This is a genomic window from Microbacterium bovistercoris, assembly GCF_003387575.1.
Classification (GTDB): Bacteria; Actinomycetota; Actinomycetes; order Actinomycetales; family Microbacteriaceae; genus Microbacterium; species Microbacterium bovistercoris.
Map to the genome: position 1 here is coordinate 1 of NZ_QUAB01000012.1, position 26,706 is coordinate 26,706.

Consider the following 26,706-nt stretch of genomic DNA (forward strand, 5'->3'; position numbering starts at 1 on the left):
CACGCCAGATGTCGGACAGATCACCAAGATCCGTCCGACATCTGGCGTGTCGGCCCCCGTTCTGTATTCCTCCCCAGGGACCCGGTCGGGCGGGTTGTCCACTGTTCGCGGGTTCGGCGGTCTGCGGCGGGCATCGGATGCCGGATGCTGGGCGACATGCTGGATCCGCAGACACTCATCACACGGCTCGGCGGCGTCGCACAGGGAACGCGACTGCAGGAGTTCGGCGTCAGCCGGATGCGCCTGAGCCAGGCCGTACGCCAGGGGCGCATAGAGCGGCTGCGTGCCGGTGTGTACGCCACGGCGACCGCTCCACGCGCCGAACGCGACGCCGCCCGCCACGGGGGTCGCTGACCTGCGCGTCGGCGCTGCGACGGCAGGGCGTCTGGGTGGTGTCCGGGGACGGCCCGGCCCATGTCTGGGTCGGGCACCGGGGCCGCGTGCACCCCCACACCGGATGCCAGTGCGTCACTCATTACTTCCGGGGCGCATCCGCTTTCGGCGTCGTCGATGTCGTCACCGCCCTGCTGCATCTGCATCGATGCGAGGGCGATGAGTCATTCTTCGCGTCGCTGGAGTCCGCGATGCGGCTGCGACTCGTCGGCGCAGCCGAACGACGACGCATCCGCACCGCCCCTCCCGCCTACGCCCGCTGGCTCGTGGACTTCGCGCGCACCGATGCGGACAGCGGGTTGGAGTCGCTGCTCCGTCTCAGGCTGCACCTCCTCGGCATCAGCCTGGAATGCCAGGTCGTCATCGACGGCGTCGGCAAGGTCGACTTCGTCATCGGCGGACGCCTCATCATCGAGGTCGACGGCAAGGAGAACCACGACGGCCCGACGAAGCGCCACAAGGACCTGACGCGTGATGCCGCGGCATCCGCTCGCGGCTACGAAAGCCTTCGGTTCGACTACTCCCAGGTCATTCACCGCTGGGAGACCGTGCAGCCGGCGGTCCTCGCGGCGCTCGCGCGCATCCCCACGTGACAGATCGGGGGCCGACACGCCAGATGTCGGACCGATTCCCACGATCCGTCCGACATCTGGCGTGTCGGCCTCGGAGTGTATTCGACAGCGCCCGGCTCAGCAGCGGCGGGCGCCCGGATTCGCGTCCTGATCGGCGTAGTGCGTGCGCCGGAACTCGCGCTCGGACATCGGCTCGCGATCCGGATGCACCGATCGCTCATGCTCCAGGTAGCAGGTGCACTTCGACCGCTCGGTCAGTCCGTTGACGTACCAGGCCAGTCTCCGCCACGCGCGACGCAGCATGTCAGTGCCCCTGGACGGGCTTCAGGTCGGCGGGCAGCTCGTCCCACTCCTTCTCGAGCGCCTTCTCCTCCCGCGAGGCGAACAGGCCGGCCGGCGCCTAGCGCTTCGACGGCACCGCAGGCTCCTCGTCGTCGATGACCTCGGTCGAGCGAAAGGTCAGCTGAGCTCTCCGCCCTCGAGCAGGTCGGTCACGAGCGCCGCGATCGCCGATCGTTCCGAGCGGGTCAGCGTCACGTGTCCGAACAGTTCGTGCCCCTTCAGCGTCTCGATCACCGAGGCGATGCCGTCGTGCCGGCCGACCCGCAGGTTGTCGCGCTGGCCGACATCATGCGTCAGCACGACACGGGAGTTCTGCCCCATCCGGCTGAGCACGGTCAGCAGCACGTTGCGCTCCAGCGACTGCGCCTCGTCGACGATCACGAAGGCGTCGTGCAGCGAGCGCCCGCGGATGTGCGTGAGAGGCAGCACCTCGAGCATCCCCCGCTCGATCACCTCGTCGATGACGTTGCCCGAGACGACGGAGCCGAGGGTGTCGAAGACCGCCTGGCCCCAGGGGTTCATCTTCTCCTCGCGATCGCCCGGGAGGTAGCCGAGCTCCTGCCCGCCGACCGCGAACAGCGGCCGGAAGACGATGATCTTCTTCTGCTGCTGCCGCTCCAGCACCGCTTCGAGGCCCGCGCACAGGGCGAGCGCGGACTTGCCGGTGCCGGCTCGACCGCCGAGCGAGACGATGCCGACCTCGGGGTCGAGCAGCAGGTCGATCGCGATGCGCTGCTCGGCGGAGCGGCCGTGCATCCCGAAGATCTCGCGGTCGCCGCGCACCAGCCGGTACTCGCCGTCGCCGGTCACGCGCCCGAGCGCCGATCCGCGCTCGGAGTGGATGATCAGCCCGGTGTTCACCGGAACTCCGCGGACGTCCTCGCTGAGACCGATCTCGCTCTCGTAGAGGTCGCTCATCTCGTCTCCGGAGAGGTCGACGTTCGCGATACCGGTCCACCCGGAGTCGACGGCCTGCTCGGCGAGGTACTCCTCGGCGCTCAGTCCGAGCGACGCCGCCTTCACCCGCATCGGAAGATCCTTCGACACGATCGTGACGTCCTGGCCGTCCTGCGCGAGCTGTGCGGCGATGGCGAGGATCCGGCTGTCGTTGTCGGTGAGCCGGATGCCGGCGGGCAGCACCGAGAGGTCGGCGTGGCCGAGCTCGACCCGCAGTGTGCCGCCGTCGCCGACCTCCACGGGGAAGTCCAGGCGGCCGTGCTCGACGCGCAGCTCGTCGAGGTGTCGCAGGGCGCGGCGGGCGAAGTAGCCCAGCTCCGGATCGTGCCTCTTGGCCTCGAGCTCGGTGATGACGACGACCGGCAGAACGATCGAGTGCTCCGCGAAGCGGAACAGCGCCTGCGGGTCGCTGAGCAGCACCGAAGTGTCGAGCACGTAGGTGCGGAGGGCGGTGTGCTCGTCCTGCGTGCGGGCTGTGGCCCGGCGGGTGGACTGCTGCGGCGCGGTACGTGTGGTCACGATCGATCCCCCGTTCCGGGCTGAACCCGGCTCTGCTGCGAGTCGACCAGGGGCCACGAGTCGCTGACCTTGTGGCCGACCCGATCGGACGAGGTGCCCGATGGCAGTACCGTACGTCTCGCGCCGTGTCGCTCCGGTGCACGACACGCGATCGGATCGCGACGCGGAGCTTAACGGGAGGCGAACGCGGCGATCGCCTCGCCGAACAGCTCTATCGTCGCCGCGTCGGTGCCCGCGTGCGCGGCGACCCGCACCGCGCCCCCGCGTGCGGTCGCCGCGACCCCGGCATCCGTCAGCGCCTTCGACAGGCCGTCGGCGTCGTCCGGGGCCAGCGACACGATTCCGGCGCGCCGCCCGCGCTCGCGCGGCGACGCGACGGGGATCCCGTGCTCGTCGGCGAGGGAGATGATCCGGTCTGTGTGCTCCGCGATGCGCGTCTCGATCGCGGGGACTCCCGCGTCGCGGGTCTCCTCCGCGCCGGCCGCGAGGCGCACGGCGGCGAGGTGGTCGGGCTGGCTCACCGTGAACGCACGCGCGGATGCCGCGGGGGCGGGCAGCTCGTCGACGAAGAGACCGTTCGAGGTCGTGCCCGCGATGCCGCTGAGCACCGGACGGATGCGGGCACGCGCCCGCTCCGAGTAGCGCGCGAAGCCGGTGCCCCGGCCGGCGCGCAGCCACTTGTAACCATGCCCTGCGATGACGTCCGCGACCGACCAGTCGACGTCGACGACGCCGAAGGACTGCACGGCGTCGACGATCAGCAGCCGGTCGGGTCCGATCAGCTCCCGCAGCGCGGCGAGGTCGGCGCGGTATCCGGTGCGGAAGTCCACATGACTCACGGCGACGGCGGTCACGTCGTCGCTGAGCGCCTCGGCGACGGCATCCGTCGTGACGAGCCCGCCGGGAGGGGTGATCCAGCGCGGGGTCAGCGCGCCGTGCGAGGCCTGCACCGCACGCTCGGCGGTGAGGCTCACGCTGGGGAACTCCGCCGTCGATGCGATCACCGTGCCGGACATGCCGTACAGCGCCTGGGCGAGTCCGTGCGTGGAGGACTCCTGCAGCACGACCTCGTCGGATGCCGCACCGAGCAGATCCGCGATGATCTCCGCGGCGCGCGCGGCGCGCGCGAACACCGGCGCGTGCGCGGCGGGATCCGCCTGCGCGAGCTGATCCAGCGCCCACACGCTCTCGGCCCGCACCACCGGGGAGATCGGTCCGAACGCCGCCCAGTTCAGGTATCCGGGTTCGCCGTCGAAGGATGCCACGTACTCGTCGAAAGCGCTCATCGTCTCAGTCTGGCACCCGACGCACGCCCTTCGTCTCGTCGCTGCGCTCCTCGCTCAGGGTCCGGGAGCCGTCGCTGCGCTCCTCGCTCAGGGTCCGAGAGGATCGCGGACCGCGTCGGGCATGCCTCCGGGTCCTGAGCGAGCGCAGCGAGACGAAGGGCGCCCGACGCGCGCGGAGGTCAGCGCCCGAAGCGACGATCCCGATCCGCGAAGTCGCGGATCGCCCGCAGGAAGTCGACGCGGCGCAGGTCGGGGCCGAGCGCCTCGACGAAGTAGAACTCGCTGTGCGCACTCTGCCAGAGCAGGAAGTCGCTGAGCCGCTGCTCACCGCTGGTGCGGATCACGAGATCCGGGTCCGGCTGGCCGCCGGTGTACAGGTGCTCGCCGATCATCTCGGGCGTGAGCTGCTCGGCGAGGTCCTCGAGGGTGCCGCCGGATGCCTCGTGCTGGGAGATGATGCTGCGCACCGCGTCGACGATCTCGTTGCGCCCGCCGTAGCCGACGGCGAGGTTGACGTGCAGACCCTTGTTGTCCTTGGTGCGCTCCTGCGCCTCGGCGAGCACGCGCGCCAGTTCCGGGGGCAGGATGTCGGCGCGGCCGACGTGCTGCACCCGCCAGTCCTTCTCGCGCGAGAGCGAGTCCGCCAACTCGGCGATGATCTCGATGAGGTCGTCGATCTCCTGGGAGTCGCGCTTGATCAGGTTGTCGCTGGAGAGCAGGTAGAGCGAGACGACCTTGATGCCGAGCTCGTCGCACCAGCCGAGGAACTCGCGCATCTTCGCGGCGCCGGCACGATGCCCGTGGGCGACGGAGCCGTAGCCCAGCTGCCGGGCCCACCGTCGGTTGCCGTCGATCATCATGGCGACGTGGTGCGGAACGGATGCCGCATCCAGCTGCCTGCGCAGCCGGTTGCCGTACAGCCGGTAGAGGGGTCCCCGACCATCACTCGTGCGTGCGTTCACGGCTCAACGCTACCGCCGTCGGCTGTGAGCTCCGATCATGTACCGCGCACGGCATACGGCGGAGCCTAGAGTGAGCACGTGAGCACCCGATCCTCTGAGCACGGCGACGTCCCGCAGCTTCCTCTGCTGGCCGAGGCCGAACAGGACGCCGCCGTCGAGATCAAGCCGACCTGGCGCGGCTGGATCCACGCCGCGACGTTCCCCATCACGATCGCGGCCGGGATCGTGCTGATCGTGCTCGCCCAGGGCGCACCCGCGAAGTGGGCCGCCGCGGTGTTCATGGCGACGTCGATGCTGCTGTTCGGCAACTCCGCGCTGTACCACCGGTTCAACTGGGGCCCGAAGACCAAGATGGTGCTCAAGCGCATCGACCACGCCAACATCCTGCTGCTGATCGCCGGCACCTACACCCCGCTCGCCGTACTGGCGCTCCCGCCGCAGAAGGGCACCCTGCTGCTCTTCCTCGTCTGGGGCGGCGCGATCCTCGGCATCCTGTTCCGGGTGTTCTGGATCAACGCGCCGCGCTGGCTGTACGTCGCGCTGTACCTGCTGCTGGGCTGGGCCGCGGTGATGTACATGGTCGACCTGGTGCAGGCGAATGTCGCGATGATGGTGCTGGTCTGCGTCGGGGGCCTGCTGTACACGGCGGGCGCCGTCGTCTACGCCATGAAGAAGCCGAACCCGTGGCCCGGCCACTTCGGGTTCCACGAGATCTTCCATGTCTGCACCGTGCTGGCGTTCCTGTGCCACTGGACGGCCTGCCTGCTCATCTCGCTGCAGCCGTACTCTCCGTCGCTCGGCCTGCCCGCCTGACTCGGTACGATCGGAAGCCCGAGCCGAAGGAGCACACCCATGGCCGAAGTCGAGAGCTTCACGCTGGACCACACCGCCGTCAAGGCGCCCTACGTACGGCTGATCTCGGTCGAGCGCGGTCCGCGCGGCGACGCGATCTCGAACTTCGACGTGCGCTTCGTGCAGCCGAACGAGGGCGAGATCCCCACCGCCGGCCTGCACACGATCGAGCACCTGATCGCCGCGCAGCTCCGCGACCACCTCGACGGAGTGATCGACATCTCACCGTTCGGATGCCGCACCGGGTTCCATCTGATCGTCTGGGGCGAGCCGGCGGTCGTGGACGTCGTCGCCGGCATCCGGGAGAGCCTGCGGTTCATCGCCGAGCAGGCGGAGTGGGCCGACGTGCCCGGGGTCTCGGCCGTGGAGTGCGGGAACTACCGCGACCACAGCCTGCACAGCGCCAGGGAGTGGTCGAAGGCCATCCTGGATGCGGGAATCAGCCTGGACGCGTTCGAGCGCGTCGGGGTCTGAGTCAGGCGTCCTTCTCGTCGTCCTTCTCGCGGAGCGCGGCCTCTTCGGCATCGAGCTCCTCACGGACCTCTTCGCGGTAGCGGACGCGGCGGATGCGGCGGTTCATGTCCCAGATCAGCAGGATCACGGCCACCACCAGCACCACCACGATCGCGAAGCCCACGAAACCCGGGGTCACCAGGTTGGGGTCGACCGTCGACGTGGGCGTCGGCATCGGGGTCTGATCCGCGAACGGGAGCATGTGTGCGCCTTTCATAGGCAGGTCGAATAGCCTGTAGGTACCAGCCTAACGACGCCGCAGGAGAGCCGTGACCACCGCCCAGGAACTCGACGAGCGCTACGGCCGAACCCGGAAGCGCCGGCTGCCGTGGATCATCGCCGGAGCCGTCGCCGTGCTGCTGGTCGGCGCGTTCGGCTGGATGATCGTGGCGAACGAGATGAACACGGTCGGGGCCGACGATCTGGGCTTCGAGCTCACCGACGAGCACACCGTCACGGTGCACTACCAGATCACCCCGCCGCGCGGTCAGGACGTGATCTGCGTGGTCGAGGCTCTCGACGAGGAGTTCGGAATCGTGGGCTGGAAGGTCGTCGAGATCCCGGCGATCGAGAAGCACTCGGAGGCGATCACGACCGTCGTCCCCACCGTCGCGCAGGCCACGACCGGTTTGGTGAACTCCTGCAGGGTCGCCTAGACTCGGTGCCAGACAACCGACGCCCCGGCCCGTGCCGGGGCGTCTTGGCATATCCCCCGGCCCCATCGGGCCGCACCATGCCCCCGCAAGGGGCCCGAACGAAGGAGCACGCTGTGTCCGCAGACACCCAGGTGCCGTTCCTGACCCAGGAGGCCTACGACCGGCTCGTCGCCGAGCTCGAGCACCTCTCCACCACCGGCCGTGACGAGATCGCGAAGCGCATCGAAGCGGCACGCGAAGAGGGCGACCTCAAGGAGAACGGCGGCTACCACGCCGCCAAGGACGAGCAGGGCAAGCAGGAGGCCCGCATCCGCACGCTCGAGCAGCTGCTGAAGACCGCCAAGGTCGGCGAGGCACCCGCGAGCCGCGGCATCGTCGAGCCCGGAACCGTCGTCACCGCCGTCGTGGCGGGCGGCGAGGAGACCTTCCTGCTCGGCAGCCGCGAGATCGCCGGCGGCACCGACCTCGATGTCTACAGCGAGGCCAGCCCGCTCGGCAAGGCCATCATCGGACTCAAGGTCGGCGACAAGACCAGCTACGAGGCGCCCAACGGCCGCGCGATCTCGGTCGAGGTCACCGGTGTGGAGACCTTCACCGGCTGAGGTCCGGAACACGCGGACGGCGGGATGCTCCTTCGAGGCGCATCCCGCCGTTCGCGTCTGTCGGCCCCGTACGGATGGGGCTGCGGGTCAGTCCGGCATCACCTGCGGTTCGTAACCGGCCGCGCGCAGGGAATCGAGGGTGAGCTGGGTGTGCTCGGGGCCCCGGGTCTCGATCGAGAGCTGCAGGATCATCTCGTCGATCTGCAGGCCCTGGCCGTGCCGGGTGTGCAGCACCTCCATGACGTTGGCGCCGACCTGCGCGAGGATCTCGGAGACCCGGGCGAGCTGACCCGGTCGGTCGGGCAGCGGGATGCGGACGGTGGCGTACCGCCCGGATGCCGCCAGGCCGTGCGAGACCACCCGCTGCAGCAGCATCGGGTCGATGTTGCCGCCGGAGAGCACCGAGACGGTCTTGCCCGTGCCGCGCACCTTGCCGGCGAGGATCGCGGCGACGCCCACGGCGCCGGCCGGCTCGACGACGACCTTCGCGTGCTCGAGCAGCACCAGGAGCGCACGGGCGATGTCGTCCTCGGTGACGGTGACGACCTCGTCGACCAGTTCGCGGATGATCTGGAACGGGATCTCCCCCGGCTTCGCCACCAGGATGCCGTCGGCGATCGTCGGATGGGTGGTGATCTCGACCGGATGCCCCGCTTCGAGCGACGGCGGCATGGCGGCCGCGTTCTCGGCCTGCACGCCGATGACACGCACGGTGCGGCCGGCGGCGGCAGCGGCCTGCTTGACGGCGGCGGCGACGCCGGCGATGAGCCCGCCGCCGCCGATGCCGAGGATGACCGTGTCGACGTCCGGCACGTCCTCGAAGATCTCCAGGCCCAGCGTGCCCTGACCGATCACGACGTCTCTGTGGTCGAACGGCGGGATGAGCACGGCACCGGTGCGCTCGGCGAACTCGGCCGCCAGCCGCAGCGAGGTGGCGACGGTCTCGCCCTCGAGCACGACCTCGGCGCCGTAGCCGCGTGTGGCGAGCAGCTTCGGAACCGGCACGCCCAGGGGCATGAAGATCGTCGCGGGGATACCGAGCGACTGTGCCGCGAGCGCCACGCCCTGAGCGTGGTTTCCGGCGGACGCCGCGACGACGCCGCGGGCGCGCTCCTCGGCGGTGAGCTGCGCGAGCCGGTAGCTCGCACCGCGGATCTTGAACGAGCCCGTGCGCTGCAGGTTCTCGAGCTTGAGCAGCACGGGTGCCCCGACGATGTCGCTGAGGGCGCGGGACAGCTCCGTGGGCGTGTGCGAGATCACCCCCGCCAGGCTTCGAGCCGCTTCTTCGAACTCCGCCGGCGTGGGGACTGCGCTCATCGATTCCTCCGTCGCCGCTCGCGCGGCACTGTACTCCAGATAAGGTCTGCGTCGGGTGTCTTCCCAGTCTTCCACGACCCCGAGCCGAGAGTGACCGCGACGACGTTGACGAACGCGGCGAGCGGCACGGCGAAGAGGGCACCCGGGATGCCGGCGATCATGGCGCCGCCCGCGACGACCAGCACCACCGCGAGCGGGTGCACCTTCACGGCGGATCCCATCAGCAGCGGCTGCAGGATGTGACCCTCGAACTGCTGCACGCCGAGCACGACGGCGAGCATGACGATCGCGATCCACAGGCCGTTGTAGACGAGCGCCAGGAACACGGCGATCGCACCGGTGACCACGGCTCCGACGATCGGCACGAACGAGCCGAGGAAGACCAGCACGGCGACCGGGAGCGCCATCGGCACGCCCAGCAGCGCCGCGCCGATGCCGATGCCGGTCGCGTCGATCGCGGCGACGAGCAGCTGGGTGCGGGCGTAGTTGATGACGGTCGCCCAGCCGGCCCTGGCCGAGGCGTCGGCGGCGGGCCGAGCGGCCTTCGGGAAGAGCTTGACCGTCCAGCGCCAGATCCCGGCGCCGTCGGCCAGCAGGCAGATCAGGATGAAGAGCGCGAGCACCGCACCGGTCAGCACATGCGCGGTGGTGGTCGCGACGCCCCAGGCTCCCGACCACAGCAGCGATGCCTGATCGTTGATGAGCTCGAGGCCGCGGTCGATCAGGTCCTGGATCTGCTTCTCGGACAGGTTCAGCGGACCGTCGAGCAGGAACTGCTTGAACTCCTCGATCGCAGCCGCGGTCTTGGCCTGCACATCCGGCAGCTGCTGCCGGATCTGCCAGACCACCAGCGTCATCAGTCCGCCGACGATCGCGGCCACGCCGATCAGGGAGGTCGTGACGGCCAGCCAGCGGGGCCAGCGGTGCCGCAGCATCCAGTCGAACGCCGGCCACAGCAGCGCCGTGACCAGGATGCCCACCATGAGCGGCACGACGAGGAGCTTGAGCTCCATGACCAGGAAGATGAACACGGCGATGACCGCGACGATGACGAGGATGCGCCACGCATAGCCGGCCGTCACCCGCAGCGGCATCGGCACGTACTCATCGGCCGGCGTGGAGACGGTGCGCTCCGTCGAGGGCGGCTCGGCACGGAACGGATTGCGGAATCGCGGCCTGCGCTCGTCGCTCATCGCCTCAGTTTACGGGGCACGGGATTCCGGTGTCGGATGCCGCCGATACGCTGGCCGCATGACCGCCACCCTGAGCGCCGCGGAAGCGCGCCGCATGACTCTCGGCGCCCAGGGATTCTCCCGGCGCCGGCCCGGCACGGTGTCGTCCAGGCACCTGCACCGCGCGATGGAGCGCATGGGCGTGCTGCAGATCGACTCGGTGAACGTCTTCGCCCGGTCGCACTACCTGCCGGTCTTCGCCCGCCTCGGCGAGTACGACGGCGCGCAGTTCGACCGGGCCTTCTTCTCATCCTCGAGTCGCTACGTCGAGTACCTCGCGCACGAGGCCGCGTTCGTCCCCGCCGGGGACTGGGCACTGTGGCGGTTCCGGATGGACGACTTCCGCCGCAAGTGGGAGGGCGACGCGGGCTCCTGGCTGAACGCGAACGGACGCACCCTCGCCTGGGTGCTCGACGAGCTGCGCGAGCGCGGTCCGCTGCGCCCCGCGGATCTGCGCGACGACGCGCCGCGCGAGCGCGGCGGCTGGTGGGACTGGGACGAGGTCAAGATGGCGCTCGAGCACCTGTGGCGCCTCGGCGACGTCGCCGTGGCGGGGCGGCGCGGATTCGAGCGCAGTTACGCGCTCGCCGAGCACGTCATCCCCGCAGAAGCGCTGGCGCGCGAGGTCACGAGGGATGCCGCGATCCGTGAGCTCGTCCTGCGAGCCGCACGCGCCTACGGCGTGGCTGCGGAGGCCGACATCGCCGACTACCACCGCATCCGTGACCGGGCCGCCGTGCGTCGCGCGATCGAAGACCTCACCGATGCCGGCGAGCTCGCCCCCGTCGTCGTGCGCGGGTGGGAACGCGGCGGCAAGCAGGTCCCGGCGTGGATGCACACCGCAGCGGCCCTCCCCCGCCGTATCGACGGCGCCGCACTGCTGACTCCGTTCGATCCCGTTGTCTGGTTCCGGGACCGCGCTCTGCGGGTGTTCGACCTGGACTACCGGATCGAGATCTACGTGCCCGCCGAGAAGCGCCGCTACGGGTATTACTCGCTGCCGGTGCTGGTGGGCGACCGGATCGTGGCCCGCGTCGACCTCAAAGCCGATCGTGCGGCGTCGGCCCTTCTCGTGCAGTCCGCGTGGTGGGAGCCGCAGTCACGGGCGTCCGACGCCGTTCAGATCGCCGGTGAGCTGCTCCGTGCGGCCTCCTGGCAAGGGCTGGAGCGCATCAGCGTGTCGGGGTGGGGCGATGCCGCCGAGCCGATCGCGCAGGCGCTGCACGGCGGCGTGGTGGACGTGGAGCGCCACCGGCATCCGCGGGAGTAGCGGCTGGGGTCAGAACTGCACGCGCGGCGGCTCGGAGATCGCGCTGCCGTCGGTGACCTCGAAGAACTCGCGCTCGGTGAAACCGAGACCGCGCACGAAGAGGTTGTTCGGGAACACCTTGATCTTGGTGTTCAGCTCGCGCACTCCGCCGTTGTAGAAGCGGCGCGACGCCTGGATCTTGTCCTCGGTGTCGACCAGTGAGGACTGCAGCTGCAGGTAGTTCTGGCTGGCCTGCAGCTGCGGGTACGCCTCTGCGACCGCGAACAGACCGCGCAGCGCCTGCTGCATGTGCCCCTCGGCGATTCCGGCTGCCCCGGGCGCCGTCGCCGACAGCGTCTCGGCCCTGGCGCGCGTGACGCTCTCGAACACCGCCTTCTCGTGCGCGGCGTAGCCCTTCACCGTCTCGATGAGGTTCGGGATCAGGTCGGCCCGCCGCTTGAGCTGCACGGTGATGTCGCTCCATGCCTCATCGACACGGACGTTCGCCTGTACGAGAGAGTTGTAGGTCGACCACAGATAGATGCCGACGAGCACGAGCACTCCGACGACGATCAGTACCGGTACGAGCCATTCCATGGGACAGACCTTTCCACACGTGTGCTGTCAATCCTAAGCGCGACCGACTGCGCGACCGCTGGATGCCGCGCAGCGGCGCGGCATCCGCTGTTCGAGAAGCCGTTCAGGCGCCGAGGATGCGCTCCAGATGCCTGTTGCCGAACATCCGGGCCGGATCGAGGCGGTCGCGCAGGGCGACGAAGTCGTCGAAGCGCGGGTACCGCTCGCGCAGCTGATCCGCGGTCAGCGAGTGCAGCTTGCCCCAGTGCGGGCGTCCGCCGTAGCCGGCCATGATCTGCTCGACGGCGTCGAAGTACTCGCGCGGATCGGCGCGCCAGTAGCGGTGCACGGCGATGTAGGCGCTGTCGCGCCCGGACGCCGTGGAGAGCCAGAGATCATCGGCCTTGGCGAAGCGCACCTCGACCGGGAACTCGATCTTCCAGCCCCGATCCGCGATGAGCTGCTGCACCTCGCGGAAGGCGGGCACGACGTGCTCCACCGGAATCGCGTACTCCATCTCGCGGAATCGCACGTTGCGCTTGTGGATGAGCACCCTGTGCGACTGATCGGAGTAGGTCGCGTCGCCGGTGAGCTGGACCGCGAGACGGTTGAACGGCGGGATGATGCCCGGCAGGATCCGGCTGGTCGCGCAGAACATCCGGAACACCCCGTTCGTCAGCACCGTCTCGTCCAGCCAGTGCCCGAATGCGGGAAGGGACTCGCGCCGCGCCGACTCCGGCAGCCGGGTCTGCGTCTTGGTGAGGGCGACGTCGGTGTGCGGGTGCCAGTAGAACTCGACGTGGTCGGATGCAGCGACCCGCTCGTGGATCGTGTCGAGGGTCTCGTCCAGCGGCTGCGGGGCGTCCACGGCCTGCAGCACGAACGCGGGCACGCACTGCAGCGTCACCTCCACCACCACACCGAGCGCGCCGAGCCCGACGACCGCGCCGGCCAGCAGCTCACTGTTCTGTTCGCCGTCGATGCGCAGGAACTCGCCGTCGGCGGTGATCAGGGTGAGACCGCGCACCTGCGTGGCGATGCCGCCGAACTGCGCCCCCGTACCGTGCGTGCCCGTGGAGATCGCGCCCGAGATCGACTGCCGGTCGATGTCGCCGAGGTTCTCCATCGCGAGTCCGTAGGGAGCGAGGAGGCCCGGGACACGATGCAGCCGGGTGCCCGCGAGCAGCGTCACCAGGCCGGTCTGCCGGTCGGCGGAGACCAGTCCCTGCATGTCGTCGAGTTCGAGCAGAACGCCGGGGGCCATGGCGATGCCGGTGAAGCTGTGTCCGGCGCCGACGGCCTTGACCGTGAGGCCCTGCTTCGCCGCGGCCTTGACCGCGCGCTGGACGCCCTCGGGTGTGCGGGGACGCTCCACGCGGACAGGACGGATCGACGCCGACCGCCCCCAGTTCTGCCAGGTTCCGCCCGGTCTTGTCACAGGAAGGCCTTTCCTTCGCCTCGATAGGTGGGGATCTCGTCGATCACGGCGCCGCCTGAGACGACGTGGTACGAGGCGATGCGCTCAGCGGGCTCGCCGCTCTTCGAGTGCCGGAACCACACCCGGTCACCGACGTGCAGCGCGCGGGCCTCCGGCCCCTGCAGGGGCGTCTGCACTTCGCCCGCGGCTTCCCGCGGGAGGGTGCGCAGCCCTGCGGGCCACGCCGGGACCGGCTGGCGGGATGCCACAGGCGGTCCCGACGCGATCCAGCCGCCGCCGAGCACGGTGGCGAGGTCGGGGGTCGGCTTGCGCACCACGTCGAAGGCGAAGGCGGTCGCCGGCGCCGGCTGGAAGGAGCGGTACCCGTCGAACAGGTGTCCGGCGAGCAGGCCGCTGCCTGCGGTGGCCTCGGTGACCGCCTCGTCGCTGCCGGTGAACTCCAGTGAGCCCGTGCCGCCGCCGTTGATGAACTCCAGCGGGGCGATGTCGAGCACCGCCGAGGAGATCGCCGCGCGCCGTGCCCGCAGCTCCTCTCGGGATCGCGCCTGCACGAGCCGGATCACCGGAGCGTCCGCGCCGGCGTCGTCGGGCTGGCCGGCGATCTGCGCCTCGTACATCTGCAGACCGATCAGCCGGAATCCGGGGCGCTTCACGACCTCGGCGGCGAACCCCGCGACATCCGTCGCTGTGAAGAGCGGCGAGCGCCGCACGCCGAGGTGCCCCAGCGCGGGGGCCTTGTACGACGCATCCACGTCGATGACGACGCGGACCTCGGCACGCGCACCCGGTGCAGCGATGCTGTCGATCAGATCGAGATGCTCGGCCGAGTCGACCATCAGCGCCACCCGTGAGGCGAGCTGCTCATCGCGCAGCAGCCGCTCCAGACTCGCGCGGTCGACGCTGGGATAGCCGACGACGATGTCCTCGTGCGTCTCTGCCAGCCAGAGCGCCTCGGCGAGCGTGAAGGCGAGGATGCCGCGGAACCCGGGGATGCGGAGGACGGCGTCCAGCACCCCGCGCACGCGCACCGACTTCGAGGCGACGCGGATCGGGATGCCGCCCGCGCGCACCAGAAGGTCCAGAGCGTTGTGCCGGAGCGCTTCGCGCTCGATGACTCCGACGGGGGCGGGCAGGTGCGCGGTCGCCTCCGTCAGCTCGCGCCAGAACCGCGCGGGTTCCTGCCAGGTCGCGCGGCCGGGGCCCTGTTCGTCGATGAGGTCGAGCACTCCCCCACCTTACGATGAGTTCGGACCGCGATTCACCTCGCACGGCACCCCGTCGCACGCTCGCCGGCCGTGGCTAGGCTGGCTGCGGGCCCCCATAGCCCAACGGCAGAGGCAGGCGTCTTAAACACGCTTCAGTGTCGGTTCGAATCCGACTGGGGGCACCGACCGCCGACGGATCCCGGAAACGCCGAACGCCCCGATCCGTGCGGATCGGGGCGTTCGTGCGATCAGTTCACTTCGCTGCGGAAGTCTCCTTCTTCACGGCAGGCTTGCGTGCCGCCGGCTTCCTGGCCGGTGCCTTCACCGTGGCGTCGTCGGCGGCACCTGCCTCGGCCGACACCTTCGGAGCGGCGGGCTTCCTGGCCGCAGGCTTGCGGGCCGGGGCCTTCTTCGCGGCAGGAGCCTTCGCCTCGGCCTTCTCCGCTGCCGGAGCCTCTGCGGCCGGCTTCTCGGCGGCCGGCTTCTCCGGTGCCTTGGCCGGAGCGGGCGTCGGTGCCGGGGCATCCGCCGCCGGACGCGGACGGGCCGCGAACTCCTCGAAGACGTAGCGCGGGTTCTGCACCGTCTCGAGGTTCACGATGTCGCGACCGAGCCACAGGTTGTGCCACCAGCCCCACAGCACGCGCCACTTGCGCTCCCACGACGGCATGGCCAGGCCGTGGTAGCCGCGGTGCGCGACCCAGGCGATGAAGCCCTTCAGCGCGATCTTGCCGGACTGGAAGACGCCGTTGTAGAGGCCGAGACCGGCCACGGCGCCGAGGTTCTTGTGGAAGTAGTCCTTCGTGCCCTCGCCGCGCAGCACAGCGACGAGGTTCTTCGCGAGCAGCTTGGCCTGGCGCACGGCGTGCTGCGCGTTCGGCACGCAGTAGCCGCCGACGCCGCCGCCGGTCAGGTCGGGCACGGCCGAGACGTCACCGGCGGCCCAGGCACCCTCGACGGGCTCTTCGGCCGTACCGACGCGGAGGTCGGCGCGGGTCTGGATGCGACCGCGCTCCTCGACGGGCAGGTCGCCGCCGCGCACGACGGTCGGGTTCGCCATGACGCCGGCGGTCCAGATGATCAGGTCGGTCGGGATGACCTCGCCGGTGGAGAGCTCGACGTTGCCGTCGACCGCGCCGGTGACCTGAGTGTCGAGGTGCACGTTGGCACCGCGCTTGGCGAGGTCCTTCAGCACCCACTCGCTGGTCTTCAGCGAGACCTCGGGCATGATGCGGCCCATCGCCTCGATGAGGTGGAAGTGCGTGTCCTCGAACGACAGCTGCGGGTACTTCGCGATGAGGGCGGATGCCAGCGAGCGCAGCTCGGCGAACACCTCGATGCCCGCGAAGCCGCCACCCACGACGACCGTGGTCAGCAGGCGGTCGCGTTCGGGACCGGCAGGCAGGGAAGCGGCCTTGTCGAAGTTCGACATCAGCTTGTCGCGAACGGCGACGGCCTCTTCGATCGTCTTCAGGCCGATCGCGTTGTCGGCGATGCCGGGGATCGGGAAGGTGCGCGAGACGGCACCGGCGGTGACGACGATCTGGTCGTAGGCGAACTCGTACGAGTCACCCACCGGCGGCGTGATCGTGGCGACCTTGTTCGCGTGGTCGATGCCGGTGATCTTCGCCGTGATGACGTTGGTGCGCTTCAGGTGACGACGGTGTGCGACCACCGCGTGACGCGCCTCGATCGAGCCCGCCGCGACCTCGGGCAGGAACGGCTGATAGGTCATGTACGGCAGCGGGTCGACCATGGTCACGTCCGCTTCGCCCTTGCGGAGGTGCTTCTCGAGCTTCCACGCGGTGTAGAAGCCCGCGTAACCACCACCGACGATCAGAATCTTGGGGACAGTGCGATTCTCAGGCACAGAGGGACAACTCCTCGTCGTCATGGGGAAGGCGTGCGTCGATCGCGCGCCGAACGGATGCGCCGGGCAGCTGCGGTGACGCCAAGCGCCACCAGAATACCAGGTACCGTGAGCGCGAGAAGCGGCAGGGTACCGTACCGAAGCGATTCCGCGCTCGGAAGCAGCGGCGAACCGGGCTTCGTCGGCGCGTCAGCGGCAGGCAGCGGCGGCACGGCGATCGGCGTCACCGTGGGCTCCGGCGCGGGGTCGCTCTCGGCACGACGGTACAGCCGGATCCACTCCTCGAGATCGCCCATCGGGTTCGCCGACACCTTCGGCACATCGGCTGTGACCGCCGCGGCGGCGTTCAGGAGGCCGTAGCCGTAGAGCGGATCCGGCACCCTCTTCACCCCCGGAACCGCCGTGGCCGTGCGGATGATGCGGTTGATGACGTTCGCGGCGTCCAGATCGGGATGCGCGGAGCGCACCAGGGCCGCCACCCCCGCCACGATCGGCGCAGCGCCGCTGGTGCCGTCCCAGGTGACGACGGTGCCGTCCGCCGAAACGCCGAGCAGGCCCTCGCTGGGCGCCGAGATGCCGATCGTGATGCCCTGCGTCGACGCCTCGACACTCGCGTCGCCGTGCTGGTCCACGCCGCCCACGGTGAGCACGCCCGGGATCGTTGCCGGTGCGCCGACGATCGACGTGCCGCTGCCCCGGTTGCCCGCCGCGACGACCACGACGACGTCGTGCTCGAACGCGTAGAGGAACGCGTCGTCCCAGCTCTCGTCCCAGTCCAGCGTGTTCGTCGTCAGCGACAGGTTGATGACGTCTGCGCCGTGGTCGACCGCCCAGCGCATCGCCTTCGCGATCTGCTCCGTGAACGGCACGACCGCCGCGGCCTCGAAGCCGATCGAGATCGAGAGCAGCTTCGCCTCCGGCGCGACGCCGATCATGCCCGTGCCGTCGGCCGCGCCGCGGGCTCCGGCCAGGGACGCCACCCAGGTGCCGTGGTTCTTGTCCTTCGTACCCAGCGGTGTACGTCCGTCCGGCGTGCCGCTGCCCGAGACGTCGGTGCCGTCGGCGACCGCGCCGTCGAAAGCACCGGGCGGACGTCCGATGCCGGTGTCGATGATCGCGATCGTCGAGCCCTTGCCGCGCGTCGTGCGCCAGGCCTCGCGGATGCGGGCCCCGTCGAGCCAGTACTCGGACGCCCGGATGGGGTCCTTCGGGTCGTCGGCGACCGGCGGCGGAGTGGCATCCGGGGTCGCGACGGGAGCGGGCTCCGGCGTCGCGGCGGATGCCGGGGCTGCGGCGAGGAGGGCGAGGGATGCCGCCACCGTCGCGGTCGCGACGATGCCGCGCAGCAGCCTCATCGGCCTCATCCGGCGGCGTCTCCGTGCGCGGCCCCGGGTGAGACGCAGGCGCAGCGCTCGGGCGACCAGCTCGAGCGCGCCAGCGCCGCATCGCCGATCGGGTTCACGCCCGGGCCCGCGGCGAGGGCGTGCCCGGCCAGGGCGTGCAGGCACTTCACGCGCGTCGGCATCCCTCCGGACGAGACGCCCGCGATCTCGGGAACGTCGCCGAACTGCGCGCGATCGGCGAGGAACGCCTCGTGCGCGCGCAGGTACTGCGCGGCGACGTCCTCGTCCTCGAGCATCGCGGCCAGTTCCGGCATGACGTGCTCGGCCTCGAGGGTCGACATCGCCGCGGTGGCCGCGGGGTGCGTGAGGTAGTAGAACGTCGGGAACGGGGAGCCGTCGTCCAGTCGCGGCGAGGTGGCGACCACGGTCGGGTTGCCGCACACGCATCGCGCGGCGATGCCCACGACGCCGCGTGCCGTACGGCCCAGCTGCGCGGACACCACCGCGATCTCGGCGGGCGTGGGGGCGGCGAAGGGCGGAGTCGTCACTCGACCAGCGTAGAGGAGGCCGGCTGGGCGAAACCCGAGGGGCGCGCTCAGCGCAGCGGCGCCTCGACCGCGTTCTTGGCCAGGCCCGAGCCGGCGATGCTGCGCAGCAGCTGCGGCATCCAGTCGGCCTTGCGTTCGACGAGTTCGTCGCTCACCGGCACCTGCTCCTTGGGCAGCGCCGCCGGGTCGAGATCGTTGTCCACGAGGTAGGGCACCTCGCCCGGCTTGACGTAGTACAGGCGCTCGCGCGCCTGCGTGCTGATGTAGGCCGGGTCGTTCCAGCGCTCGCGCTCCAGCTCGAGCGCGGCGATCTCCTCCTCGGTGACCTGCACCGATGCCTCGACGGCGGCGATCTTCTGCCTCTGGTCGAGGTACGTGCCGAGGCTCGGCACGAGCACCCAGGCGCCCAGGACCACGAGCGACAGCATGATGGCGGAGAAGGCGGACAGCCGGATGCCGCTGGTCCACTCCCCCACGTCGACGCGGCGGCGGGCGCGCGGTTCGCGCGCTGACCGAGCGGATGCCGCCGGCTTCGCGGCGCCCGCCTTCGAAGCGGACCCGGCGGACGGCTTCGGAGACGGCGAAAGGGGAGCCGGTCGTCTGGCCACGGCTCCCCTTTCGTCGTTCAGCGGAATGGAATCAGCTGGTCAGCCCTTGAAACGCGGGAAGGCGGAGCGGCCGGCGAAGACCGCGGCGTCGCCCAGCTCCTCCTCGATGCGCAGAAGCTGATTGTACTTCGCGACCCGCTCGCTGCGTGCGGGCGCGCCGCTCTTGATCTGGCCCGAGTTCACGGCGACGACGAGGTCGGCGATCGTGGTGTCCTCGGTCTCGCCGGAGCGGTGCGAGAGCATCGTGGTGTAGCCCGAGCGGTGCGCGAGGTTGATCGCGTCGAGGGTCTCGGACAGCGTGCCGATCTGGTTCACCTTCACCAGCAGCGAGTTCGCGGTGCCGAGGTCGATGCCCTTCTGCAGGCGCTCGGGATTGGTGACGAACAGGTCGTCGCCGACGAGCTGGATCTGCGAGCCGAGCTTCTCGGTGAGGGCCTTCCAGCCGTCCCAGTCGTCCTCGGCGAGCGCGTCCTCGATCGTCACGATCGGGAAGTCGTTCACGAGGCCGACGTAATAGTCGGTGAGCGCGGCGGCGTCCCAGTCCTTGTTGTCGAGGCGGTAGACGCCCTCGTTGAAGAACTCGGTGGCGGCGGCGTCCAGGCCGAGCGCGATGTCGGTACCGGGGGTGAAGCCGGCCTTCTCGATCGCCTTGATCAGGAACTCGAGGCCCTCGCGGTTGCTGGGCAGGTCGGGGGCGAAGCCGCCCTCGTCGCCGAGACCGGTCGCGAAGCCTGCGGCCTTCAGCTCGCCCTTGAGGACGTGGTAGACCTCGGTGCCCCAGCGCAGCGCCTCGGAGAAGGTGTCTGCTCCGATCGGGGCCAGGAAGAACTCCTGCATGTCGATGCCGTTGTCGGCGTGCGAGCCACCGTTGATGACGTTGAACAGCGGGACGGGCAGCAGGTGCGCGTTCGGACCGCCCAGGTAGCGGAACAGCGGCAGGTCCGCCGAGTCGGCGGCGGCCTTCGCCACCGCGAGGCTGACGCCGAGGATGGCGTTCGCGCCGACGCGGCTCTTGTTGTCGGTGCCGTCGACCTCGATGAGGATCTCGTCGATGACGCGCTGCTCGCTCGCCTCGACGCCCTCGATGGCGGGGCCGAGCTCGTCGATGACGGCCTCGACGGCCTTCAGCACGCCCTTGCCGCCGTACCGGCTCTTGTCGCCGTCGCGCAGCTCGTACGCCTCGAAGGCGCCGGTGGATGCCCCGGAGGGGACGGCGGCGCGCTGCACGATGCCGTCATCGAGGAGCACCTCCACCTCGACGGTCGGGTTTCCACGCGAGTCCAGGATCTCGCGAGCGCCTACAGCCTCGATCAATGCCACGGGTGATCTCCTTGTTCGAAAGGGGGATTGGTGGAGCGACGTCGATCCGCGGCCCAGTCTAGCCGTGCCCTTCGACACGCTCAGGGACCCATGTGTTGCTGAGCTCAGGGACCATGGGTTGCTGAGCCTGTCGAAGCATCAGACGAGGAGGGCGATCGCGATGCCGTCCCAGCCCTTCAGGCCGACGGTCTGCAGCGCGGTGGCGTCGAAGCGCGGGTCCTCCCCCAGCATCCGCAGCGCGTGCTGTGTGCCCACGACCATCGAGTCGGCGCTGTGCGCATTCGCGATCTCGCCCTCGCGGCCGATGTTGTCCAGCACGACGACGGTGCCGGGGCGGCCCAGCCTCGCCGCCCAGTCCAGGTAGATCGTGTTGGACTCCTTGTCGGCGTCGATGAAGACCAGGTCGAAGTCGCCGACCAGCGTCGGCAGCACATCAGCCGCCCGGCCGATGCGGATGTCGACCCGCTCACCCACGCCCGCGGCATCGATGCTCTTGCGAGCGACGGCGGCGTTCGCCGACTCCGCCTCGACGGTGACGACGCGCCCTCCCTCCCCCACGCCGCGCGCCATCCAGATCGTCGAGTACCCGCCGAGAGTGCCGATCTCGAGCACGCGCCGCGCGCCGCTCATCCGCACCAGCAGGTTCAGCAGCTTGCCCGAGACCGGTGCGACCTCGATCGCCGGCATCCCGGCATCCTGCTGCGCGGCGAGCGCGGCCTCCAACGCGGGATCGTGCCCCACGAGCGTCTCGGACAGATAGCCGTCGGCGGCGCGCCAGTTCTCGTACGTGGGTTCCATGACCTCAGCCAACCCTGCGCGCCGCGGCGGGTCAACCGGTCGGCATCAGGATGCGGGTGGCAGCGGCGCCTGCGGCGCCGACCCCGGACCCCGGCGCGCGAGCGCGGGCTGCTCCCGGAACTGCCCGGTCAGCAGCAGGATCACGATGACGATCGCGCAGGCGATCCAGCCGGAGATGCCGAGCACGATCGAGAACGCCGGATCGAGCGGGGTGCCCGCCGCGCGGAAGACCATCGGCAGACCCGCCGCGGCGTTCAGCGCGCCGTGTGCGAAGACCGCGGGCCACACCGACCCGGAGCGCAGGCGGGTCCAACCGAACAGCACGCCCACCGCGACGCACCCTCCGACCATCAGCAGCACGCCGAGGATGTCGGTGCGACCGAAGTTGTAGCCGAGCAGGATCACAGGCGCATGCCACAGCCCCCAGATGGCTCCGCTGACCAGCAGCGCGGTCCAGGTGCCGTACCGGCGCAGCGCCGGCACCAGGAACCCGCGCCAGCCGAGCTCCTCACCGAAGGCGGCGAGCGCGTTGACGGTCGCCGCCGCTACCGGGAGCGATGCCAGCTGCGCGGCCACGAGCACGAAAGCCGGCGGCAGTTCCGTGCCCGGCGGTACGGCGCCCCTCAGCGTCTCCTCGAAGCCCGACAGACCGATGAAGTCCGCCTTCATCCATCCGAACGCGATCGCGATCAGCATCGCGAGAACGACGACAGCGACCGTGCCGAACAGCGAGATCACGCTCATCCAGATCACGCGCGACGCGGGACGCAGCGGCCACATCCCCAGAAACCGCAGTCGCTGTCCGCGCGGCACCGGACGCATCACCAGCATCACGATCAGCACGGCGACCGCCGGGGTGTACATCATCACCGGCAGCAGCACGGGAGCGAACGGTGCGGCGAGACCCTCACCGAGCCAGAGCGGCAGCGCGACCAGCCACGCCAGACCGCAGGCGAGCACGACGTAGGCGATGATCGCTCCGAGCCCGATCCGCAGTGCAGCATCCCTTCCGTCGACGCGGCGAGCATGTGCGCTCATGCGTCTCCTCCTTCGACCGTGGCGTCGCGGGAGGACGGGGCACCGGCACGGTCGAGGTACGCCTGCAGCACGGCCGCGCCCACCTCGGCGCCGTCGACCGTGACGATCAGCCGTCCCCTGCCGCGTCGCTCGACCTCGATGGCCGGCCCCGTGCGCAGCACGATGCCGGTGCGCCCGTCCACACCGAGACGCCACCCGAAACCACCGAACTCTCCGAACGGATGGCATTCGACAGCACGCACCGAGACGACCTCGTCGAGCGGGACGACCGCACGGGGCACCCCGATCTGAGAACGGACTGAAAGACCGTCGGGGCCCGCCTTCACGCGGAACGACGCGGTCGCGGCGAACGCGAGACCGATGATGAGCAGTGTCAGCGCCGGCACCCAGGCGCTCTCCGGCGCCTGGACGACCATCACCGCAGTGACGGCGACGAGGAGGACCACGGCGCAGCCGATGATGATCATCGCGCCCCGCGACATGGTCGCCGTCGCCATCCAGACCACGCGCTCACCCGTCGAGATCGATGCCAGGTGCACCGGCTTCAGCGCAGCGGCGGGTGTCGGATGCACGTGCGGCTGCAGAAACCAGCCCGCCGCCCCGAGTGCGAGCAGCACCACGACGCCGAGGATGAGGATGCCACCGATGCCACCGACCTGCGTGGCATCCTCCAGACCGCGCTGGATCGCCACCGAGCCCGTGGTGATCACGGCGCTGAAGCCGGAGAGTCCGAGCGCCATCGCGCCGAGCAGGCGCGCGGCGACGCCCCACTGCCCCCGCGCCATCGCGAGCGTGCTGACCACCAGCAGGAGCGGCAGCCCGAGCCCGATACCGACGGCCAGCCAGATGTAGATGACCGGCGCACCGAATCCGTCGACGCCGTCCACGCCCCAGTGCGTCGCGGCCGGATCGGGCAGTTCGGGAAGCCAGGCGAGGATCAGTCCCACTGCGATCGCGGTGATCACGACCGGCGCGACGATCCCCACGAGCACAAGCGCGCGCCGAGCGCGACGCAGATCCCCCTCGGGCACGGCGGACACCTGACGGTCGAGCGGATGTTCGGTCATGGCGTCGTCTCCTTGATGAGTGCGGCGATGGTCGCGGGTGTGAGGCCGAGGCGCGCACCGCGGCGCACGAGATCGGCGATGTCATCGGCCAGCTCGGCGAGAGGCTCGGCTGCGGCGGAGACCACGGCGCCTCGTCCGCGGCGCAGATCGACGAGTCCCTCCGCGCGCAGCTCCTGATAGGCGCGCAGCACGGTGTGCACGTTCACGTCGACCGCCTCGGCGACCTCGCGCGCGGCGGGCAGGCGATCGCCGGGGCGCAGCCGCCCGGCGAGAACCTCGGCACGAACGGATGCCGCGATCTGCTCGAACAGCGACCTGGTGCTCTCGGGATCGATCCGGATCAGCATGCACACCTCCTCGACACACTTATTCTATTACAACTAGAATAATATTTGTCGATGTGGTCCAGACGATCCGTCACGACCCGGTGGGCACCGGCAAGCTGACGCCATGCGCATCACTCCTCGCCGCCTCGCCGTGGGCATGTCCCTGTGGATCCCGAATCTGTTCAGCGGCATCCGGGTGCGGCGCTTCTCCGACGACTGGACGCACGCCACCGTCGAGCTGCATGTGAATCTGTTCACCCGCAATTACGTGAAGACCGCCTTCGGCGGATCGATGTCGGCAATGACGGACCCGTACTTCTTCATGCTCGTCATGCACCAGCTCGGCCGGGATCACGTCGTCTGGGACACCCGCGGCGAGATCGAGTTCGTCAAGCCCGGTCGCGGGGTGCTCACCGCGGAGTTCTCCGTGCCGAAGGAGAAGACTGAGGAGCTGCGCGAGCGGGCCCGCGGCGGCGCCAAGGTCCTGGAGTGGTTCGAGACCGTGATCACCGACCGCGACGGCGACGTCGTGGCGCGCGTGCGCCGCGAGGTCTACGTGCGTGAGAAGAAGCGCGTCACCGACGCCCGAAGCTGAGCGCGATCACCTCAGCTTCGGCCCCTTCAGGTGATCCCCCCGGCCGACGGCGTACGACTCGGCCAGCCACTGCGCGAAGGTGTCGTCCATCTCGTCGAGCGAGGTGACGCGGAAGTAGTTCACGAACAGGCGGCTCTCGTAGGCCGCCGAGCGCTGGATGCGGGGGTCCGGCTCGATCGCACGCGTCAGATCGAGGTAGCCGCGCAGATGGTCGTCGCCCGGGATCACTCCCGCGAAGCCGCGACGCGTGCCCTTGATGGTGATCGCGGACCTGTTGACCGAGTAGGTGAAGGGCCCGCACTCCTCAGCCAGTTCGATGAAGCGGTCGTAGAGCGCCACGACCTCGGGCGGCTTCCCGCGCAGATACTGTTCGACAGTCGGTCCCTGGTCCATTCCGCGAGGGTAGCGAGGACATCGGACACGGGGAAGGGCGTCACCTGCCGTTCACCCCTCAGTGCCACGATGGACGGATGCCGCTCACCCGCCGCCTCACGCTGACCGACGCCGTCGCCATCGGCGCAGGATCGATGATCGGCGCCGGCGTGTTCTCGGTCTGGGGTCCGGCGATCGATGCCGCAGGTCCCTGGCTGCTGCTCGCCCTCGGCGTCGCCGCCGTCGTCGCGTTCTGCAACGCCACCTCGTCGGCCCAGCTGGCCGCCGTGCATCCGGTCTCCGGCGGCACCTACGCCTACGCGAGGGCGGAGATCGGGCCGTGGTCCGGGTTCGCCGCCGGCTGGTGCTTCGTCATCGGCAAGACCGCGAGCTGCGCGGCGATGGCACTGACCTTCGCCGCCTATGCGGCGCCCGAGGGCTGGCAGGTGCCGGTGGCCGTGATCGCCGTGACCGCTCTGGTGACGGTCAACTGTTTCGGCGTCACCCGAACCGCCCTGCTCACCCGCATCCTCGTCGTCGCGTCGCTGATCGGTCTCGCCGTCGTGATGGCGACCGGCTTCACGGGAGCAGATGCCGTTCCCGCTCCCCTGCCCGACGTCAGCGCATACGGGGTGCTGCAGGCGGCCGGCCTGCTGTTCTTCGCCTTCGCGGGCTACGCCCGGATCGCGACCATGGGCGAGGAGGTGCGCGACCCCGCCCGCACCATCCCTCGTGCGATCACGATCGCACTGATCGGCGTGGTCGTCGTGTACGCGCTCATCGGCGTCGTCGTGCTGCTCGTGCTCGGCGGCGATGCCGCCGCGACCTCCGCCCCGCTCGCCGAGGTGGTGCGCGCGACAGGGCATCCGGCACTGGCACCGGTGGTACGGGTGACCGCGGCCGCCGCCGCGCTCGGTGCACTGCTGGCGCTGATCACCGGCATCGGCCGCACGTCGCTGGCGATGGCGCGCGAGGGTGATCTGCCGCGCTTCCTCGCCGTCGTCGATCCGCGCCGGCACGTCCCTCGCCGCGCCGAGATCACGATCGGCGTCGTCGTGATCGCGGTGGTGCTCGTGGCCGACCTGCGCGGCGCGATCGGGTTCTCGTCCTTCGGAGTGCTGCTGTACTACCTGCTCGCGAACGCCTCGGCCCTGCGGCAGCGCGGCGACGCACGGCGGTACCCGCGCGTGCTGCAGGTGATCGGCGTGATCGGATGCGTGGCGCTGGTCAGCACGCTGCCGCCGCTCGCGTCGCTGATCGGCGTCGGCGTGCTGCTGGTCGGTCTCGCCGGCCGGTTCGTCGCACTGCGGCTGCGCGCAGGTTCCGGCTCAACGACCGGGTGAGGAGGCCGCGCGATAGGCCGACGGGGTGAAGCCGAGCACCGTCCGGAAGTCGGTCGTCAGGTGCGCGTGGTCGGCATAGCCGAACTCGGCGGCGACGGTGGCGAGATCGACCGAAGGATCCGTGCGCACCCGTTCCGCCGCCTCCTGCAGGCGCCGACGGCGGATCATCGCCGCAGGCGGCAGGCCGACATGCCGGTGCATCAGGCGCTGCAGCGTCCGCACCGACACCGACAGGCGCGCCGCCGCCTCCTCCGGGGTTCCCACGTCGCTCGCCATGAGCAGGTCTGCGGCGGCGTTCGCCTGCCGTGCGGCACCCGGCAGTGCGCCGACTCGGGAGTGCAGCCACCGCGAGAACACGGCGACGGCACGCTCACGGTGGCGGTCGCCGGTCGTCATCGCCGCGGCGACGGCGTCGTGCAGCGCGGGCTCCGCGAGCGGGGCGTCCTGATCGACGACGGACACCGGGGACGGGGTGAGCGCCGCGACGGCTGCCGGCCTCAGCAGGGCCCCGACGGCCCAGCCCCGGCCTGCGAGATCGCGGTGCGTCGCCCTCGTGGTCGCTCCGACGAGCGAGACGCCGCCCTGCTCGACGACGAGGTTCAGCGCCGGGTAGGCGACTACGTCCTGTCGCGACGTGCGGCCGGGCTGGATGTCCCACTCCGGGATCCAGAACCACTCCGCGAGGTCCGCGATCTCCGGCGGGGCGGGAAGCCGGTGGAACTCCGGAAGCCGTGCCGGGTAGAGCACACCGCGGGTGGGGTCGACCATCGGCCCAGCGTAGCGGCGAGGTTGTCGCGGATCTTCAAG

Annotated in this window: 30 protein-coding genes and 1 tRNA gene; 10 read left to right on the top strand and 21 right to left on the bottom strand. The window is 70.3% G+C overall.

Going from position 1 to position 26,706, the window contains the following annotated elements:
* Nucleotides 1-144: 144 nt before the first annotated feature.
* Nucleotides 145-354: a type IV toxin-antitoxin system AbiEi family antitoxin domain-containing protein gene (locus DY023_RS18165; protein WP_245958532.1), complete on the top strand. Its 210-nt coding sequence runs from the start codon at nt 145-147 to the stop codon at nt 352-354.
* 86 nt (nt 355-440) lie between these two features.
* A complete protein-coding gene (locus DY023_RS01275; protein WP_245958533.1) occupies nt 441-986 on the top strand; it encodes an endonuclease domain-containing protein in 546 nt (181 codons plus the stop codon).
* 96 nt (nt 987-1,082) lie between these two features.
* Here DY023_RS01275 and DY023_RS01280 read toward each other — a convergent pair whose 3' ends face one another.
* From DY023_RS01280 to DY023_RS01295, 4 genes are all read right to left on the bottom strand, one after another.
* A complete protein-coding gene (locus DY023_RS01280; RefSeq protein ID WP_116240539.1) occupies nt 1,083-1,268 on the bottom strand; it encodes a CstA-like transporter-associated (seleno)protein in 186 nt (61 codons plus the stop codon).
* Between the two features lie 156 nt (nt 1,269-1,424).
* Nucleotides 1,425-2,783, bottom strand: a complete 1,359-nt coding sequence (gene phoH2, locus DY023_RS01285) for an RNA 5'-3' helicase PhoH2 (protein WP_116240540.1) — start codon at nt 2,781-2,783, stop codon at nt 1,425-1,427.
* Nucleotides 2,784-2,953: 170 nt separating this feature from the next.
* Complete coding sequence (locus tag DY023_RS01290; RefSeq protein ID WP_116240541.1) at nt 2,954-4,069, bottom strand: aminotransferase class V-fold PLP-dependent enzyme; 1,116 nt, start codon at nt 4,067-4,069, stop codon at nt 2,954-2,956.
* A 179-nt stretch (nt 4,070-4,248) separates the two neighbouring features.
* Entirely contained in the window at nt 4,249-5,031 is a 783-nt protein-coding gene (locus DY023_RS01295) for an isoprenyl transferase (RefSeq protein ID WP_116240542.1), read from the bottom strand.
* 78 nt (nt 5,032-5,109) lie between these two features.
* Between DY023_RS01295 and trhA the strand changes: the two genes are divergently transcribed.
* Together trhA and DY023_RS01305 are read left to right on the top strand one after the other, a co-directional pair.
* A complete protein-coding gene (gene trhA, locus DY023_RS01300; RefSeq protein ID WP_116240543.1) occupies nt 5,110-5,844 on the top strand; it encodes a PAQR family membrane homeostasis protein TrhA in 735 nt (244 codons plus the stop codon).
* Between the two features lie 39 nt (nt 5,845-5,883).
* On the top strand, nt 5,884-6,357 hold the full coding sequence (locus DY023_RS01305) for an S-ribosylhomocysteine lyase (RefSeq protein ID WP_116240544.1): 474 nt from the start codon (nt 5,884-5,886) through the stop codon (nt 6,355-6,357).
* 1 nt (nt 6,358) lies between these two features.
* Here the strand turns inward: DY023_RS01305 and DY023_RS01310 are convergent, their stop codons facing one another.
* The gene (locus tag DY023_RS01310; protein ID WP_116240545.1) at nt 6,359-6,598 is read right to left on the bottom strand and encodes a hypothetical protein; all 240 of its coding nucleotides are present in this window, start codon (nt 6,596-6,598) and stop codon (nt 6,359-6,361) included.
* Nucleotides 6,599-6,665: 67 nt separating this feature from the next.
* Here DY023_RS01310 and DY023_RS01315 point away from each other — a divergent pair, with 67 nt between their 5' ends.
* Both DY023_RS01315 and greA read left to right on the top strand, forming a co-directional pair.
* Complete coding sequence (locus DY023_RS01315; RefSeq protein WP_116240546.1) at nt 6,666-7,052, top strand: DUF4307 domain-containing protein; 387 nt, start codon at nt 6,666-6,668, stop codon at nt 7,050-7,052.
* A 113-nt stretch (nt 7,053-7,165) separates the two neighbouring features.
* Nucleotides 7,166-7,654 (top strand): transcription elongation factor GreA, encoded by a 489-nt coding sequence (gene greA / locus DY023_RS01320; protein ID WP_116240547.1) that lies wholly within the window; start codon nt 7,166-7,168, stop codon nt 7,652-7,654.
* 87 nt (nt 7,655-7,741) lie between these two features.
* Here the strand turns inward: greA and ilvA are convergent, their stop codons facing one another.
* On the bottom strand, nt 7,742-8,971 hold the full coding sequence (ilvA, locus tag DY023_RS01325) for a threonine ammonia-lyase (RefSeq protein ID WP_116240548.1): 1,230 nt from the start codon (nt 8,969-8,971) through the stop codon (nt 7,742-7,744).
* Nucleotides 8,968-10,164: an AI-2E family transporter gene (locus DY023_RS01330; RefSeq protein ID WP_116240549.1), complete on the bottom strand. Its 1,197-nt coding sequence runs from the start codon at nt 10,162-10,164 to the stop codon at nt 8,968-8,970. The genes ilvA and DY023_RS01330 overlap by 4 nt, the downstream gene beginning before the upstream one ends.
* A 58-nt stretch (nt 10,165-10,222) precedes the next feature.
* On the opposite strand from DY023_RS01330, the gene DY023_RS01335 reads away from it, so the two are divergent.
* Nucleotides 10,223-11,473, top strand: a complete 1,251-nt coding sequence (locus tag DY023_RS01335; RefSeq protein WP_116240550.1) for a winged helix-turn-helix domain-containing protein — start codon at nt 10,223-10,225, stop codon at nt 11,471-11,473.
* A 9-nt stretch (nt 11,474-11,482) separates the two neighbouring features.
* Here DY023_RS01335 and DY023_RS01340 read toward each other — a convergent pair whose 3' ends face one another.
* The 3 genes from DY023_RS01340 to DY023_RS01350 form a co-directional block, all read right to left on the bottom strand.
* Nucleotides 11,483-12,049, bottom strand: a complete 567-nt coding sequence (locus tag DY023_RS01340) for a LemA family protein (protein WP_116240551.1) — start codon at nt 12,047-12,049, stop codon at nt 11,483-11,485.
* Between the two features lie 103 nt (nt 12,050-12,152).
* Entirely contained in the window at nt 12,153-13,466 is a 1,314-nt protein-coding gene (locus DY023_RS01345) for a D-arabinono-1,4-lactone oxidase (RefSeq protein WP_116240552.1), read from the bottom strand.
* Nucleotides 13,463-14,692 carry a type III PLP-dependent enzyme domain-containing protein gene (locus DY023_RS01350; RefSeq protein ID WP_116240553.1) on the bottom strand — a complete coding sequence of 410 codons (1,230 nt, stop codon included), beginning with the start codon at nt 14,690-14,692 and terminating at the stop codon, nt 13,463-13,465. The genes DY023_RS01345 and DY023_RS01350 overlap by 4 nt, the downstream gene beginning before the upstream one ends.
* An 88-nt stretch (nt 14,693-14,780) precedes the next feature.
* Here DY023_RS01350 and DY023_RS01355 point away from each other — a divergent pair.
* Nucleotides 14,781-14,853 (top strand) — tRNA-Leu (locus DY023_RS01355).
* A gap of 71 nt (nt 14,854-14,924) precedes the next feature.
* Here DY023_RS01355 and DY023_RS01360 read toward each other — a convergent pair.
* The 9 genes from DY023_RS01360 to DY023_RS01400 form a co-directional block, all read right to left on the bottom strand.
* Entirely contained in the window at nt 14,925-16,541 is a 1,617-nt protein-coding gene (locus DY023_RS01360) for an NAD(P)/FAD-dependent oxidoreductase (RefSeq protein ID WP_245958534.1), read from the bottom strand.
* A gap of 20 nt (nt 16,542-16,561) precedes the next feature.
* A complete protein-coding gene (locus DY023_RS01365; RefSeq protein ID WP_425453396.1) occupies nt 16,562-17,905 on the bottom strand; it encodes a S8 family serine peptidase in 1,344 nt (447 codons plus the stop codon).
* Nucleotides 17,902-18,432, bottom strand: a complete 531-nt coding sequence (locus DY023_RS01370) for a DUF501 domain-containing protein (RefSeq protein ID WP_181905673.1) — start codon at nt 18,430-18,432, stop codon at nt 17,902-17,904. Before DY023_RS01370 ends, DY023_RS01365 begins: the two co-directional genes overlap by 4 nt.
* Before the next feature lie 47 nt (nt 18,433-18,479).
* Nucleotides 18,480-19,040 (bottom strand): FtsB family cell division protein, encoded by a 561-nt coding sequence (locus DY023_RS01375; RefSeq protein ID WP_181905674.1) that lies wholly within the window; start codon nt 19,038-19,040, stop codon nt 18,480-18,482.
* 39 nt (nt 19,041-19,079) lie between these two features.
* Nucleotides 19,080-20,360, bottom strand: coding sequence for a phosphopyruvate hydratase (gene eno, locus DY023_RS01380; protein ID WP_116240555.1), 1,281 nt, complete (start codon nt 20,358-20,360; stop codon nt 19,080-19,082).
* 138 nt (nt 20,361-20,498) lie between these two features.
* Nucleotides 20,499-21,158, bottom strand: a complete 660-nt coding sequence (locus DY023_RS01385) for an O-methyltransferase (protein WP_116240556.1) — start codon at nt 21,156-21,158, stop codon at nt 20,499-20,501.
* A 45-nt stretch (nt 21,159-21,203) separates the two neighbouring features.
* Complete coding sequence (locus DY023_RS01390; RefSeq protein WP_116240557.1) at nt 21,204-22,196, bottom strand: CPBP family intramembrane glutamic endopeptidase; 993 nt, start codon at nt 22,194-22,196, stop codon at nt 21,204-21,206.
* Entirely contained in the window at nt 22,193-23,263 is a 1,071-nt protein-coding gene (locus tag DY023_RS01395) for a DUF1648 domain-containing protein (protein WP_116240558.1), read from the bottom strand. The genes DY023_RS01390 and DY023_RS01395 overlap by 4 nt, the downstream gene beginning before the upstream one ends.
* Nucleotides 23,260-23,610 (bottom strand): GntR family transcriptional regulator, encoded by a 351-nt coding sequence (locus DY023_RS01400; protein ID WP_116240559.1) that lies wholly within the window; start codon nt 23,608-23,610, stop codon nt 23,260-23,262. The genes DY023_RS01395 and DY023_RS01400 overlap by 4 nt, the downstream gene beginning before the upstream one ends.
* 103 nt (nt 23,611-23,713) lie before the next feature.
* Between DY023_RS01400 and DY023_RS01405 the strand changes: the two genes are divergently transcribed.
* Nucleotides 23,714-24,184: a DUF4442 domain-containing protein gene (locus tag DY023_RS01405; RefSeq protein WP_116240560.1), complete on the top strand. Its 471-nt coding sequence runs from the start codon at nt 23,714-23,716 to the stop codon at nt 24,182-24,184.
* A gap of 6 nt (nt 24,185-24,190) precedes the next feature.
* Here the strand turns inward: DY023_RS01405 and DY023_RS01410 are convergent, their stop codons facing one another.
* Complete coding sequence (locus DY023_RS01410; RefSeq protein WP_116240561.1) at nt 24,191-24,577, bottom strand: DUF5655 domain-containing protein; 387 nt, start codon at nt 24,575-24,577, stop codon at nt 24,191-24,193.
* 77 nt (nt 24,578-24,654) lie between these two features.
* On the opposite strand from DY023_RS01410, the gene DY023_RS01415 reads away from it, so the two are divergent.
* Complete coding sequence (locus DY023_RS01415; RefSeq protein WP_116240562.1) at nt 24,655-25,899, top strand: APC family permease; 1,245 nt, start codon at nt 24,655-24,657, stop codon at nt 25,897-25,899.
* On the opposite strand, the gene DY023_RS01420 is transcribed toward DY023_RS01415, so the two are convergent.
* Nucleotides 25,885-26,667 (bottom strand): AraC family transcriptional regulator, encoded by a 783-nt coding sequence (locus DY023_RS01420; protein ID WP_116240563.1) that lies wholly within the window; start codon nt 26,665-26,667, stop codon nt 25,885-25,887. The genes DY023_RS01415 and DY023_RS01420 overlap by 15 nt on opposite strands.
* Nucleotides 26,668-26,706: the final 39 nt, after the last annotated feature.

What these genes read in the sequence shown, in the direction of transcription:
- DY023_RS18165 (WP_245958532.1), top strand. Translation starts at nt 145, where the DNA reads ATGCTGGGCGACATGCTGGATCCGCAGACACTCATCACACGGCTCGGC.
- DY023_RS01280 (WP_116240539.1), bottom strand. Translation starts at nt 1,268, where the DNA reads ATGCTGCGTCGCGCGTGGCGGAGACTGGCCTGGTACGTCAACGGACTG.
- DY023_RS01290 (WP_116240541.1), bottom strand. Translation starts at nt 4,069, where the DNA reads ATGAGCGCTTTCGACGAGTACGTGGCATCCTTCGACGGCGAACCCGGA.
- DY023_RS01305 (WP_116240544.1), top strand. Translation starts at nt 5,884, where the DNA reads ATGGCCGAAGTCGAGAGCTTCACGCTGGACCACACCGCCGTCAAGGCG.
- DY023_RS01310 (WP_116240545.1), bottom strand. Translation starts at nt 6,598, where the DNA reads ATGCTCCCGTTCGCGGATCAGACCCCGATGCCGACGCCCACGTCGACG.
- ilvA (WP_116240548.1), bottom strand. Translation starts at nt 8,971, where the DNA reads ATGAGCGCAGTCCCCACGCCGGCGGAGTTCGAAGAAGCGGCTCGAAGC.
- DY023_RS01330 (WP_116240549.1), bottom strand. Translation starts at nt 10,164, where the DNA reads ATGAGCGACGAGCGCAGGCCGCGATTCCGCAATCCGTTCCGTGCCGAG.
- DY023_RS01335 (WP_116240550.1), top strand. Translation starts at nt 10,223, where the DNA reads ATGACCGCCACCCTGAGCGCCGCGGAAGCGCGCCGCATGACTCTCGGC.
- DY023_RS01340 (WP_116240551.1), bottom strand. Translation starts at nt 12,049, where the DNA reads ATGGAATGGCTCGTACCGGTACTGATCGTCGTCGGAGTGCTCGTGCTC.
- DY023_RS01365 (WP_425453396.1), bottom strand. Translation starts at nt 17,905, where the DNA reads ATGAGGCCGATGAGGCTGCTGCGCGGCATCGTCGCGACCGCGACGGTG.
- DY023_RS01385 (WP_116240556.1), bottom strand. Translation starts at nt 21,158, where the DNA reads ATGGAACCCACGTACGAGAACTGGCGCGCCGCCGACGGCTATCTGTCC.
- DY023_RS01390 (WP_116240557.1), bottom strand. Translation starts at nt 22,196, where the DNA reads ATGAGCGCACATGCTCGCCGCGTCGACGGAAGGGATGCTGCACTGCGG.
- DY023_RS01395 (WP_116240558.1), bottom strand. Translation starts at nt 23,263, where the DNA reads ATGACCGAACATCCGCTCGACCGTCAGGTGTCCGCCGTGCCCGAGGGG.
- DY023_RS01400 (WP_116240559.1), bottom strand. Translation starts at nt 23,610, where the DNA reads ATGCTGATCCGGATCGATCCCGAGAGCACCAGGTCGCTGTTCGAGCAG.
- DY023_RS01405 (WP_116240560.1), top strand. Translation starts at nt 23,714, where the DNA reads ATGCGCATCACTCCTCGCCGCCTCGCCGTGGGCATGTCCCTGTGGATC.
- DY023_RS01410 (WP_116240561.1), bottom strand. Translation starts at nt 24,577, where the DNA reads ATGGACCAGGGACCGACTGTCGAACAGTATCTGCGCGGGAAGCCGCCC.
- DY023_RS01415 (WP_116240562.1), top strand. Translation starts at nt 24,655, where the DNA reads ATGCCGCTCACCCGCCGCCTCACGCTGACCGACGCCGTCGCCATCGGC.
- DY023_RS01420 (WP_116240563.1), bottom strand. Translation starts at nt 26,667, where the DNA reads ATGGTCGACCCCACCCGCGGTGTGCTCTACCCGGCACGGCTTCCGGAG.